Source organism: Geodermatophilus normandii (assembly GCF_003182485.1).
Taxonomy (GTDB): Bacteria; Actinomycetota; Actinomycetes; order Mycobacteriales; family Geodermatophilaceae; genus Geodermatophilus; species Geodermatophilus normandii.
This window is the reverse complement of record NZ_QGTX01000001.1, coordinates 2,318,346-2,331,279: the sequence shown is the minus strand read 5'-3', so window position 1 is coordinate 2,331,279 and position 12,934 is coordinate 2,318,346. Positions and strand designations below refer to the sequence as shown.

Sequence of the window (12,934 nt, the reverse complement as noted above, 5' to 3'; positions counted from 1 at the left end):
ACCCTCCCACCCGAGGGGACCGCGGCGCCGCCCTCGTCGAGCGCCCCACCGCCGGCCAGCCTCGCGGTGCCGACGCAACTGGGGGACCCGATCCCCGTCCCGCCGACGCCGGGGTACCTGGCGATCGCCCCCAACGACCGCTACGCCTACATCGCGCACCGGGCCGAGGGCGTCGTCAGCGTGCTGGACCTTAACTCCCTGAGCGTCAGCGCCCGGATCCCGATCGAGGCGGGGCCTCCGCAGTTCGTGACCTTCTCCCCCGATGGCAGCCGGGCCTACGTCACCGTGTACGACGAGGCCAACACCGTGCACCACGTCGCCTTCGTCGACACGGCGACCAGCAAGGTGCTGCAGACGGTCGAGGTGGGACTGCGTCCCTACGCCCCGGAGGTCTCCCCCGACGGCACCCGCCTGTACGTCCCGCTGCACAACGAGGCGCGCGTGGAGGTCGTCGACACGACCAGCGGTGAGCAGGTCGGCTCCTACCCGGTGCGGGAGAACCCGCACTGGATCGCGGTCTCCGCCGACGGCCGGCGCGGCTACACCGCCAACCACGAGTCCGGCGTGCTCTCCGTGCTCGACCTGGGTGACGGCGGCCGGGTCCTGGCGGAGGTCGCCGCGGGGGTCGCCCCGCACAGCGTCGCGATCTCGCCGGACGGCAGCCGGGTCGCCGTCGTCTCCTTCGGCAGCAGCGAGATCCGCCTGCTCGACACCGCGACCGACGCCGTCGTCGACACCGGCCGCGTGGGCCTCAGTCCGCAGGACGTCGCCTGGGCGCCGGACGGCCGGCACCTCTACACGACCGACGTCGACGCGAACACGATGTCGGTGGTGGACGCCGCGACCCTGGACGTGACCGCCAACCCGACGCCGGGCAACGCGCCGACGAGCGTGGCGGTGTCGGCGGACGGGGAACGGGCCTACGTGACCAACCGGGACGACGCCACCGTGGTCGTCTACCAGCTCACGGCGTGAGGTCGGCCGGCTCGACCGGCTCGACCAGGGCGGGGCGCTCGGCGGGGGTGACGGAGACCGGCGTCCCGGGCGTGAGGCCCTGGCTGCCGGCGCTGGGGACGTCGGCCTGCACCTCGACGCCGTCGGGCAGCGCCACGGTCAGCCGCGTGACGGCACCGGAGAACGTGCGCGTCACCACCCGGCCCGGACCGCGCGGGTCGGCCTCGACCTCCAGCGCCTCCGGCCGCACCAGCGCGAACGCCGGCCCGGCCGCCGGGACGGCACCGACCACCTCCCGGCGGACGCCGAGGAACTCCACGTCGCCGTCGCCGAGGACGGCGGGGATGCGGTTCATCGTGCCGACGAAGCCGGCCACGAACGCCGTCGCCGGGCGCTCGTAGAGGTCGTCGGGCGAGGCCACCTGCTCCAGCTGGCCGGCCCGCATGACGCCGACCCGGTCGGCCACCGACAGCGCCTCGGCCTGGTCGTGCGTGACGAACACCGTGGTGATGCCGAGCTCGAGCTGGATGCGGCGGATCTCGTCGCGCAACTGGACCCGCACCTGCGCGTCCAGCGCCGACAGCGGCTCGTCGAGCAGCAGCACCTGCGGCGCCACGGCCAGGGCGCGGGCCAGCGCGACCCGCTGCTGCTGACCGCCGGAGAGCTGGTGCGGATAGCGCTGGCCGCGGTCGGCGAGCCCGACGAGCTCCAGCAGCTCGGCGGCCCGCCCGGCGCGCTCGGCCTTGTCCCGGCGGCGCACCCGCAGCCCGAAGGCGACGTTCTCGGCGACGGTCATGTTCGGGAAGAGGCTGTAGGCCTGGAACACCATCCCGACGTCGCGCTTGCTCGGCGGCAGCGACGTGACGTCGCGGCGGTCGAACCACACCCGGCCGGCGTCGGGGACCTCGAAGCCGGCGATCGCGCGCAGCGCCGTCGTCTTGCCGCAGCCCGACGGCCCGAGCAGGGCGAGGAACTCGCCGCCGGCGACGTCGAGGTCGAGGCCGTCGAGGGCGAGCACCCCGCCGTAGCGGCGGGTGAGCCCCTCGAGCCGGACGCCGACCGGCGCCTGCTCGCGCAGGTCGGCGGGCGCGGCGCCGCGGGACGGCGCCCGGCCGGGCACCTCGGCGGTGACGGTCCCGGGCTCGGGAGCGGCGGTCATGCGGGGTCCTCCTCGCGGCGCCGGCGGTCCAGCGCGGAGATGAGCAGCAGCAGCGCCCAGGTCAGGAGCAGGGAGAGCACGGAGACGGCGACCGACAGCCGCGGCTGCGAGCCGGCGATGCGCACGATCCAGGTGGGGAAGGTCTCGAAGCCGAGGATGTTGGCCACGGTGAACTCCCCCAGCACCAGGGCGAGGGTCAGGAAGGCGGCGTTGAGCACCGACGTCCGCAGCACCGGCAGCACCACCGAGAGCATCACCCGCGGCCACGAGGCGCCGAGCACCCGCGCGGCCTCGGTGAGCGTGCGCAGCTGCGCGCCCCGCACGCCGGCGTCCAGCGCGCGGTAGACGAACGGCAGCGCGAGGACGACGTAGACGAGCACCAGGATCCACGGCAGCGCCGGCTCCTGGAGGGCGAAGAAGGCCTCGGCCAGCGGCGTCCCGAAGAAGTGCTCCGGCGCCCACGCCAGCACGCTGCGCACGCCGACGACCAGCGCGATCGGCGGCAGCAGCAGCGGGACGAGGGTGAGCAGCTCCACCAGCGGCCGCAGCCGCGGCAGCCGCAGCTCCACGAGCACCACGGTGGGCACCGTCAGCAGCAGCGCGATCACCACGGTGAGCGCACCGAGGGCCAGCGAGCGGCCGAAGTTCTCGGCGAACCCCTCCGCCGACGGGATGCTCGCGTAGGCGTCGGCGGTGACGCCGTCGCGGCTGCGGACGGTGAACCAGACCGACGCGGCCAGCGGCACGAGGAAGTACAGGCCGAGGACGGCGAAGACCGCCCAGCGCCACCAGCCGCGGGCCCGGCGGGCCGGACGGGCCCGCGTCTCCGGCTGGACCCCGCCGGCGCCCGCCACCGCCGCGGTGGACAGCCCGGTCGTGGTGGCGCTCACGACAGCCACCGCGACGTCCGCCGCTGGACCCAGGTGTAGAAGACCATCACCAGGCCGACGAGGACGACCATCCCGAGCGCCAGCGCCTTGCCGAGGTTCTCCGCGCCGACGATCACGTTGCTCGACAGCGAGTCGGCGATCTGCAGGGTCACGAGCGGGAGGCTGCTGCCCACCAGCGCCCGCGCCGTGGCGTAGGCGGCGAACGCCGAGGCGAACAGCAGCATCGTGGCGCCCAGCACGGGCGGAGCCAGCACCGGGCCGCCCACGTGCCGCCAGTACTGCCAGCCGCTGGCGCCCAGCACGTCGGAGGCCTCCCGCCACTGCGGTCGCAGCGCCTCCACGGCCGGGATGATCGTCAGGACCATCAGCGGGACCAGGAAGTACAGGTAGACCAGCGCCAGGCCGGCCATGGAGGCCAGCCGGAAGCCGTCGAGGCCCAGCGGGCCGGTGAGCACCGCGGTGACGACCCCGGCGTTGCCGATGGTGGCGAGGAAGGCGAAGGCCAGCGGGACGCCGCCGAAGTTGGCGAGCACGCCGGACGCGGTGAGCACCAGGCGGCGCAGCAGGCGGCCGCGGCGGGTGTTCACGACGGCGAAGGCGAGGGCCAGGCCGAGGACCGCGCCCAGCACGGCGGTGATGGCCGACAGCTGGAGGCTGCCGACGTAGGACCGGGCGTAGGCGCCGCCGGTCACGGTGCCGATGTTCGCCGTCGACCAGCTCTCCTCGAAGGTGACCGGGTCGACGGCGCGGAAGGCCTCCACGGCCAGCACGCCGACCGGGAGGAGCAGGAACACCGCGACGTAGAGCAGGAAGGGCACGATCCCCAGGACCGGGCCCAGCGAGTGCAGCAGACCGCCGCGCCGGCGTCCCCCCGGGACGCCGGCGCGGCGGCTGCGGATGCGGTGCTCAGCCGGAGATCTCCTGGTTCCACCGGGTGGCGACCACCTGCTGGGCGGCGGTCTCCTGCTCCTGGGTCGGGAAGTCCGCGGTGCCCTCGACCGGCGGCAGGGCGGCCAGCGCGTCGGGGTCGGCGGTCCCGGCCTCCTGCATCGCGGGCAGCCGGACCGGGCGGGCGCCGCCGGCGAGGTACAGGTTCTGGCCGCGGTCGCTGTAGAGGAACTCCTGCCACAGCCGCGCGGCGGCCGGGTGCGGGGCGTAGGCGCTGATCGCCTGGCTGTAGTAGCCGCCGAACAGGCCGTCGGAGGGGACGTTGACCTGCCAGTCGACGCCCTGCTCGGCCAGCGTGGGGGTCAGCCCGGCGTTGAGGTAGTCCCAGTCGATGGCCAGCGGCGTCTCACCGCTCTGGATCGTCGCCGGGGTGATCTCGACCGGGTTGAAGTTCCCGACCTCCTTCACCTGGGCGAAGAAGTCGATGCCCGGGCCGATGTCGTCGAGGCTGCCGCCGTTGGCCAGCGAGGCGGCCCAGACGCCGGAGAAGGCGGCCGCGGCCTGCGTCGGGTTGCCGTTGAGCGCGACCTGGCCGGCGTACTGCGGGTCGAGCAGGTCGGCGAAGCTGGTCGGGCACTCGGCGATCACCGTGGCGTTGCAGCCGATGGAGATGTAGCCGCCGTAGTCGTTGTACCAGTGGCCGTCGGGGTCCTTCTGGCCCTCGGGGATCTCGTCCCAGGTCTCCACCTTGTACGGGGCGAGGAAGTCCTGGGCCTGCGCCTGGCGGGCGAAGGCGGTGCCCAGGTCGAGGACGTCCGGCGCGCGGTCCTGGCCGCGCTGGCTCTCGACGGCGTTGAGCTCGTCCTGGCTGGAGCCGTCGGGCGAGGCGCTGTTGACGGTGATCCCGTACTCCTCCTCGAAGGTGGAGATGATCTCGCCGTAGTTGGCCCAGTCCGGCGGCAGCGCGATGACGTTGAGCTCCCCCTCGGCCTGCGCGGCCTCGACGAGGGCGTCCATGCCGCCGAGGTCCTCGGCGGAGCGGGCACTGGCCGCGTCGGAGCCGCCGCCCCCTCCCGAGCCGCTGTCGTCACTGCCGCCGCCACAGGCGGTCAGCGCGAGGGTCGCGGCCGCCAGCACGGTCGCGGTCCTCAGGGTGGGGGTGGATCGCACGGGTCCTCCAGGGGAGCGGGCCAGATGGCCGACGGGCTCTGCGCGGATGGTGACAGAACCGGACCGTCCGGAGGGCCGGATCCGGTGACGGTCGCGGGAACAGTGGGCGACGCGGAGGTCCGGGAGCGGGTCAGCGCCCGGTGAAGGTCGCCTTGCCGGGGCCGCTCTCGAGGAACGAGCGCATCCCGGTCGCCTGGTCCTCGGTGTCGAACAGCCCGGCGAACAGCCGGCTCTCCAGCGCCAGCCCCTGCTCGATCGGCCCGTCGAGACCCTCGTCGATCGCCTGCTTGGCCGCGGCGAGCGCGAGCGGCGGGCCGGCGGCGAACCTGCGTGCCATGGCCACCGCCGTCGAGTACACCTCGGCGTCGGGGACGACGGCGTCGGCCAGGCCCATCTCGAGGGCCTCCTCGGCACCGACGTGCCGGCCGGTGAAGACGAGGTCCTTGGCCTTGGCCGGGCCGACCAGCCGGGCCAGCCGCTGCGTGCCGCCGGCCCCGGGGATGACCCCGAGGAGGATCTCGGGCTGGCCGACCTTCGCCCCGGCGCCCATGATCCGGAAGTCGGCGCACAGGGCGAGCTCGTAGCCGCCGCCGAGGGCGTAGCCGGTGATGGCGGCGATGACCGGCTTGGGGATGCGCGCCACGGTGGTGAAGCTGTGCGTCAGCTCCCGCCCCCACGCGACCATCGAGTCGCCGGTCAGCCGGGACATCGCCTTGATGTCGGCCCCGGCGGCGAACACCCGCTCCCCGCCGTAGATCACCACGGCGCGGACGTCCTCGCGCTCGGTGGCCTCGAGCGCCGCGGCCCGCACCTCGGTGTACAGCTGCTCGTCGATGGCGTTCATCTTGGGCCGGTCGAGGCGGACGGTGCCCACCCCGTCCTCGACCGACAGGGTCACGAACTCGGGTGCTGCCATGCAGCGCACCCTAGCCACGCGGTGGGGCTCAGCCCCGGCGGCGGGCGGTGTAGCGGCCGGCGGTGCGCTCGAGCGCCAGCGGCAGGCCGAAGGTCTCCGACAGCGCCTCGGCGGTGACCACCGACGACAGCGGCCCGGAGGCCACCACCGCACCCTCGCGCAGCAGCAGCGCGTGGGTGTAGCCGGGCGGGATCTCCTCGACGTGGTGGGTCACCAGCACCTGTGCCGGGGCGTAGAGGTAGGTGGCGAGGTCCGACAGCCGGCTGACCAGGTCCTCGCGGCCGCCCAGGTCCAGCCCGGCGCCGGGCTCGTCGAGCAGCAGCAGCTCGGGGTCGGGCATGAGCGCCCGGGCGATCTGCACCCGCTTGCGCTCGCCCTCGCTGAGCGTGCCGAAGGGCCGGTGCGCGATCGCCTGCACGCCCCACTGCTGCATGAGCAGCGCGGCACGGGTGAGGTCGTGGATGTCGTAGCGCTCGCGCCCCCGGCCGACGACGGCGTACCCGGCGGAGAGGACGACGTCGCCGGTGCGCTCCCCCGGCTCGATCCGCTGCGCCAGCGCCGCGCTGGTCACGCCGATGCGCGGGCGCAGCTCGAAGACGTCGACCGCGCCCATCGTCTCGCCGAGCAGCTCCACCTCGCCGCGGGTCGGGTGCATGAGCGCACCGGCCAGCTGCAGCAGCGTCGTCTTCCCGGCGCCGTTGGGCCCGAGCACCACCCAGCGCTGCTCGGGCGTGACCGTCCAGTCCACCCCCCGCAGCAGGTGCGACTGCCCGCGGACGACGTCCACGCCGCGCATCCGGACGACGGGCTCTGCTCCGCTGACGGCGGGACTGCTCGACACGACCCCATCCAACCAACCCGCTCCCCTGACGGCCGACAGGCGCATCTGTTGGCAGGATCGCCGGGTGAGGACCAGCAGCGAGGACGTCGAGGTCTGGCCGGGCTCCCCCGCTCCCCTGGGAGCGCACTGGGACGGCACCGGTACCAACTTCGCGCTGTGGTCGGCCGGGGCCACCGCGGTCGACCTGTGCCTGTTCGACCCCGACGGGACCGAGCACCGGCACCGCCTGCGGGAGACCACCCACCAGGTGTGGCACGGCCGGCTGCCCGGCGTCGGCCCCGGCCAGCGCTACGGCTACCGCGTGCACGGCCCCTGGGACCCCGGCGCGGGGCACCGGTGGAACCCGGAGAAGCTGCTGCTGGACCCCTACGCGCGCGCCGTCGACGGCGACCTGACGCTGCACCCCGCGCTCTTCGGGTACCGCGCCGACGGCCCCGACACCGGCCCCGCCGACCCGCGCGACTCCGCGCCGTTCGTGCCGCGCGGCGTCGTCGTCCACGACTCCTTCCCCTGGGACGGCGACCGCAGGCCCGCCACCTCGTGGTCGGACACCGTCGTCTACGAGGTGCACGTGAAGGGCGCGACCATGCGCCACCCGGGCGTCCCCCCGGCGCTGCGCGGCACCTACGCGGGGCTGGCCCACCCGGCGTTCGTCGAGCACCTGCTGTCCCTGGGCGTCACCGCCGTCGAGCTGCTGCCGGTGCACCACTTCGTCAGCGAGCCGCACCTGCTGCGCCGGGGTCTGACCAACTACTGGGGCTACAACACCCTCGGCTACTTCGCCCCGCACGCCGCCTACAGCTCGGCCGGCTCCGGCGGGGCGCAGGTCACCGAGTTCAAGGCGATGGTCAAGGCGCTGCACGCCGCGGGCATCGAGGTGGTCCTCGACGTCGTCTACAACCACACCGCGGAGGGCGACCACACCGGGCCCTCGCTGTCGCTCAAGGGCATCGACAACCCCGGCTACTACCGGCTGCACGGGGAGAACCGGGCCCGCTACACCGACTACACCGGCTGCGGGAACACCCTCGACGTCCGGCGCCCGCAGGTGCTGGCGATGCTCATGGACTCGTTGCGCTACTGGGTCACCGAGATGCACGTCGACGGCTTCCGGTTCGACCTCGCCGCCGCGCTGGCCCGGTCCTTCCACGACGTCGACCGGCTCTCGGCGTTCTTCGACGTCGTCCACCAGGACCCGGTGGTCAGCCAGGTGAAGCTCATCGCCGAGCCGTGGGACATCGGCGAGGGCGGCTACCAGGTGGGCAACTTCCCGCCGCTGTGGACCGAGTGGAACGGCCGCTACCGCGACACGGTGCGCGACGTGTGGTCCGGTGCGCGCGTCGGCGTCCGGGACCTGGCCTACCGGCTCACCGGCTCCTCCGACCTCTACCGCTCCGACGGCCGCCGCCCGTTCGCCAGCGTCAACTTCGTCACCGCGCACGACGGCTTCCCGCTGGCCGACCTGGTCACCTACGAGCACAAGCGCAACGAGGCCAACGGGGAGGACAACCGCGACGGCGAGAGCCACAACCGCAACTGGAACTGCGGCGTCGAGGGCCCGAGCGACGACCCGGAGGTGCAGGCCCTGCGCGCCCGCCAGCAGCGCAACCTGCTGGCCACGCTGCTGCTGTCGACCGGCGTGCCGATGCTCACCGCCGGCGACGAGCTCGGGCGGACCCAGGGCGGCAACAACAACGCCTACTGCCAGGACAACGAGGTCTCCTGGATCGACTGGGACGGTGCCGACGGCGACCTGCTGGCCTTCGTCCGCCGGCTGCTGCGGCTGCGCCACGACGCGCCGGTGCTGCGCCAGGAGGCGTTCTTCGAGGGCCACGAGATCCCGGAGACCGGCGGCACCCGCGACGTCGCCTGGTTCGCCCCCGGCGGCGGCCAGCTGACCACGGCGGAGTGGTTCGACACCGGCCTGCAGACGGTCGGGATGTACCTCGACGGCCGCGGGATCCGGCACCGCGACGAGCGCGGCCGCCGGGTGGTCGACGACTCCTACCTCGTGCAGCTGCACGCCGGGGCCGAGCCGGTGGACGTCGTGCTGCCGGGGCCGCCGTGGGCCGACGGCTACGAGTTCGCGCTCAGCACCGAGTACCCGACGGGGGCGCCGCCGCGGCCGGCCGTCGTCGCGCCCGGGCCGGTGTCCGTCCCCCCGCGCACCGTCTGGCTGCTGCGCGTCCTGCGGCGACCCGCATGATCAGGTGACCTGATCGTGCTGCGTCCCGGCTCACCGTCGACGCTGAGCCGGGACACGCCACGGTGAGCCAGGACGGCACTGCCCGCCCCCAGGACGCCGCTGCCCGCCCCCGAGACGGCACCGGGCCCGGTCCCCCGAGGGGGTCCGGGCCCGGTGTGTACCACGTGCCTAGTCGGTGGGCTGCTCGTAGGTGATGACCGTCCACCCGAGGAGGAGGCGGTCGCCGTCGGAGAGCGGGTGGGCGACGCCGGGCTCGAGCTGGGTCCACTCGGTGGCCTCGGGCCCGGCGACGTGCGTGCCGTTGAGCGAGCCGAGGTCGGTCAGCGTGACCTCGCGGCCCTGGCGCTGGATGGCCGCGTGCGCCGAGGACAGCACGTTCTGCGTGTCGGCGATCGGCACCGGGCGGGCGTTGCCGGCGGTCACCAGCTCGTGGCTGTCGGGACGGCGGCCGAGCACGAGGTCCTCGTCGACGGTGACGACCAGGCCGTCGTCGAAGCGCAGCACCGGCGCGGAGGCGGCGTCGGGCTTCCAGAACGCCGTCTCCTCGCCGCCGTCGTCGAGGCGGGTCGCGCCCTGGCCGGAGGGCGAGCCCCCCACGGGCGCGCCGTAGGACGGTGCGGCGGCGAAGCCGGCGTCCGAGCCGGCGCTGAACGACGAGGGCGGCGTGTGGGTGGCCGGCGGGACGGCGGCCTGGGCGGACGCGGCGGCGGCCAGCTGCAGCAGCGCACCCGAACCGGGGACCGCGCCCTCGACGAGGTCGTAGGCGACGCCCGGAGGCATCTGCGGCGTGGCCTGGCCGGGACCGACGTAGAGGGTGGACCCGAGCGTGAACCCGGTGGCGAGGCTGCAGCCGTCGGCCGGCTGGCCGGAGACCGGGACGCCGTCGACGGCCGGCTGGCCCTTGCCGGCCCACAGCGCGACGCCGGTGCCCGACCCGCCCGAGGTGTCGGTCAGGACCAGGGCGAAGGAGGCCGAGCCCCCACCGAGCGCGGCCGCCTGGGCGGCCACGGCCCCCAGGACGCGGTCGGCGCCGGGGCCGGACACACCCAGGCAGGCGTGCAGCGCGGCGACCAGAGCCGGCGAGCCGGGCGCGTCGACCCACAGCAGTCCCCCGCCGCGACGGGCCACGAGGGCGTCTCCGGGCAGGACTTCACAGCGGTCGGGCATGCGCGCCAGCCTAGTGACAGCCGGGCGCGCTGTGCGGTCCCACCGCACCGCCACGCCGTTCGCCGCGCCCCCTGGGGACGCTGCGACCGGCGTGACGGGTGGGGTCCCCGGCGGCTCAGGCGCTGCGCACGAGCCCGAGTTCGGCGGGGTCGGCGAGGTGCTGGGAGTGCGGCAGCACGCGGACGGTGTAGCCGAAGGCGCCGGTGCGCTCGAGCGGCAGGGTCGCGGTGAACCAGTGCCGCGAGCCCTCGGTGTGCTCGTGCCGCATCGGCACCGTGGTCACCTCGTGCAGGCCGTCGGCGTCGTCGACCCGCCCGTAGGCCGCCTGCACCTCGACGTCGCCCGGGGTGAGGTGCGGCAGCTCCACCTCCGCGCGCAGCGCGAGGGTCGAGCCGATCTCCGGGGTGTCGCCGGCGCCGGTGGCCTCGACGTGCGCGACCCGCACGCTCGACCAGTTCTCCAGCAGGTGCGCCCGCCAGTGCGCCTCGTCGCGCGCCGGCGCGTACCCGCCGTCGGACATCGACCGCGCCGAGCCCGCCGCCGGCACGTACAGCTGCTCGACGTAGTCGCGCACCATCCGGGTGGCCAGCACCTTCGGGCCGGTCCCGCGCAGCGTGTGCCGCACCATCTCGACCCAGCGGGTGGGGATGCCGTCGCGGTCGGTCTCGTAGAACCGCGGCAGCACCTGGGTGGAGAGCAGGTCGTAGATGGCCCGCGCCTCGACGTCGTCGCGGCGGTCGGGGTCGGTGACGCCGTCGGCGGTCGGGATCGCCCAGCCGTTCTGGCCGTCGAACCACTCGTCCCACCAGCCGTCGCGGATGGAGAGGTTGAGCCCGCCGTTGAGCGCCGCCTTCATGCCCGAGGTGCCGCAGGCCTCCAGCGGCCGCAGCGGGTTGTTCAGCCAGACGTCGCAGCCCCAGTAGAGGTAGCGCGCCATCCCGATGTCGTAGCCGGGGAGGAAGGCGATCCGGTGCCGGATGGCCGGGTCGTCGGCGAACTTCACCATCTGCTGGATCAGCTGCTTGCCGCCGTCGTCGGCCGGGTGGCTCTTGCCGGCGATGACCAGCTGGATCGGCCGGTCGGGGTCGAGCAGCAGCGCCCGCAGCCGCTCGGGGTCACGCAGCATGAGCGTCAGCCGCTTGTAGGAGGGCACCCGGCGGGCGAAGCCGATGGTGAGGACGTCGGGGTCGAACGCGGAGTCGGTCCAGCCGACCTCGGCCTCGGCCGCCCCGCGCGAGAGCGCCGTCTCCCGCAGCCGGCGGCGGACCTCCTCGACCAGCCGGCCGCGCAGCATCCGGCGGGTGTTCCACAGCTCCAGGGCCGGGATGCGGTCGACGCCGTCGAAGGACGCCGGCCAGGAGCCCTCGGACGGGTCGCCGCCGCTGGAGGTCTGGGTGCCCAGCTCCACCAGCTCCCGGGCGGTCCAGGTGGGCGCGTGCACGCCGTTGGTGATCGAGCTGATCGGGACGTCGCCCTCGTCGAAGCCGGGCCACAGGTCGCTGAACATCGACCGGCTGACGTGCCCGTGCAGCCGGCTCACGCCGTTGGCGCGCTGGCCCAGCCGCAGGCCCATGTGCGCCATGTTGAACTTCGACGGGTCGTCCTCGCCGCCCAGCGGGATGAGGTGCTCCAGCGGGACGCCGAAGCCGGCGAAGTAGCGCTCGATGAGCGCCCGCGGGAAGCGGTCGATGCCGGCCGGGACCGGCGTGTGCGTGGTGAACACGGTGCCGGCGCGGACCGCCTGCAGCGCCTCGGCGAAGGACAGCCCGTGCGACTCGGTGAGCTCGCGGATCCGCTCGACGCCCTGGAAGCCGGCGTGGCCCTCGTTGGCGTGGAAGACCTCCGGCTGCGGGGTGCCGGTGAGCTGGCAGTAGGCGCGCACCGCCCGGACGCCGCCGATGCCGAGCAGCATCTCCTGGCGCAGGCGGTGGTCCTCGTCGCCGCCGTAGAGCCGGTCGGTGACCCCGCGCTCGGCCGGGGCGTTCTCCTCGATGTCGCTGTCGAGCAGCAGCAGCGAGACCCGGCCCACCTGGGCCCGCCACACGTGCGCGTGCAGGGTGCGGCCCTCGGGCAGCGGCACGGTGATGACGACGGCCGACCCGTCGGGCTGGCGCAGCAGCTTGACCGGCAGGCCGTGCGGGTCCAGCGCCGGGTAGTGCTCGAGCTGCCACCCGTCGGCCGACAGCCCCTGCTCGAAGTAGCCGGCCCGGTAGAGCAGCCCGACGCCGATCAGCGGGACACCGAGGTCGGAGGCGGCCTTGAGGTGGTCGCCGGCGAGGATGCCCAGGCCCCCGGAGTACTGCGGCAGCACCTCGGTGATGCCGAACTCGGCGGAGAAGTAGGCGATGCTGCCCGGCGCGTCCGGTCCCAGCGACTGGTACCAGTGCGGGGAGGACAGGTAGTCGTCGAGGTCGTCGACGACGTCCTTCAGCCGGCGCAGGAACCGGCGGTCGTTCGACAGCGTGGCCAGCCGCTCGGCCGACACCTCGCCGAGGACCTTGACCGGGTCGTTGCCGCAGGCGCGCCACAGCTCCGGGTCCAGCGCCTCGAACAGGTCGCGGGTCTCGGCGTGCCACGACCAGCGGAGGTTCATGACCAGCTGGGACAGCGGCGTGAGGGCCTCGGGGAGGGCCGCACGGACGGTGAACCGACGCAGTGCTCGCACGGGGGGAGACTAGTCAGCGGGAGGACCTCACCGCCCCTCGCGGCTCGCGCTCCCGCCGCCGCGGGCCCCGGCACCGGG

Annotated in this window: 10 protein-coding genes; 2 read left to right on the top strand and 8 right to left on the bottom strand. The window is 74.4% G+C overall.

Annotated elements, in window-relative coordinates:
- Positions 1-66: 66 nt before the first annotated feature.
- Positions 67-975 (top strand): beta-propeller fold lactonase family protein, encoded by a 909-nt coding sequence (locus JD79_RS23040; RefSeq protein WP_211307935.1) that lies wholly within the window; start codon positions 67-69, stop codon positions 973-975.
- Here the strand turns inward: JD79_RS23040 and JD79_RS11470 are convergent.
- From JD79_RS11470 to JD79_RS11445, 6 genes are all read right to left on the bottom strand, one after another.
- Complete coding sequence (locus JD79_RS11470; RefSeq protein ID WP_110005614.1) at positions 965-2,113, bottom strand: ABC transporter ATP-binding protein; 1,149 nt, start codon at positions 2,111-2,113, stop codon at positions 965-967. The two genes, JD79_RS23040 and JD79_RS11470, sit on opposite strands and share 11 nt — an antisense overlap.
- Positions 2,110-3,003 (bottom strand): ABC transporter permease, encoded by an 894-nt coding sequence (locus tag JD79_RS11465; RefSeq protein ID WP_245900031.1) that lies wholly within the window; start codon positions 3,001-3,003, stop codon positions 2,110-2,112. The genes JD79_RS11470 and JD79_RS11465 overlap by 4 nt, the downstream gene beginning before the upstream one ends.
- On the bottom strand, positions 3,000-3,821 hold the full coding sequence (locus JD79_RS11460) for an ABC transporter permease (protein WP_245900030.1): 822 nt from the start codon (positions 3,819-3,821) through the stop codon (positions 3,000-3,002). The genes JD79_RS11465 and JD79_RS11460 overlap by 4 nt, the downstream gene beginning before the upstream one ends.
- A gap of 88 nt (positions 3,822-3,909) precedes the next feature.
- Positions 3,910-5,061 carry an ABC transporter substrate-binding protein gene (locus JD79_RS11455; RefSeq protein WP_110005612.1) on the bottom strand — a complete coding sequence of 384 codons (1,152 nt, stop codon included), beginning with the start codon at positions 5,059-5,061 and terminating at the stop codon, positions 3,910-3,912.
- A 130-nt stretch (positions 5,062-5,191) separates the two neighbouring features.
- Positions 5,192-5,977, bottom strand: a complete 786-nt coding sequence (locus JD79_RS11450) for an enoyl-CoA hydratase/isomerase family protein (RefSeq protein ID WP_110005611.1) — start codon at positions 5,975-5,977, stop codon at positions 5,192-5,194.
- Between the two features lie 28 nt (positions 5,978-6,005).
- Positions 6,006-6,818 carry an ABC transporter ATP-binding protein gene (locus tag JD79_RS11445; protein WP_245900029.1) on the bottom strand — a complete coding sequence of 271 codons (813 nt, stop codon included), beginning with the start codon at positions 6,816-6,818 and terminating at the stop codon, positions 6,006-6,008.
- Between the two features lie 64 nt (positions 6,819-6,882).
- On the opposite strand from JD79_RS11445, the gene glgX reads away from it, so the two are divergent.
- Positions 6,883-9,024: a glycogen debranching protein GlgX gene (glgX, locus tag JD79_RS11440; protein WP_110005609.1), complete on the top strand. Its 2,142-nt coding sequence runs from the start codon at positions 6,883-6,885 to the stop codon at positions 9,022-9,024.
- Positions 9,025-9,192: 168 nt separating this feature from the next.
- On the opposite strand, the gene JD79_RS11435 is transcribed toward glgX, so the two are convergent.
- Together JD79_RS11435 and glgP are read right to left on the bottom strand one after the other, a co-directional pair.
- Positions 9,193-10,191 (bottom strand): FHA domain-containing protein, encoded by a 999-nt coding sequence (locus JD79_RS11435; RefSeq protein ID WP_110005608.1) that lies wholly within the window; start codon positions 10,189-10,191, stop codon positions 9,193-9,195.
- Positions 10,192-10,306: 115 nt separating this feature from the next.
- Positions 10,307-12,856, bottom strand: a complete 2,550-nt coding sequence (gene glgP, locus JD79_RS11430) for an alpha-glucan family phosphorylase (RefSeq protein ID WP_110005607.1) — start codon at positions 12,854-12,856, stop codon at positions 10,307-10,309.
- Positions 12,857-12,934: the final 78 nt, after the last annotated feature.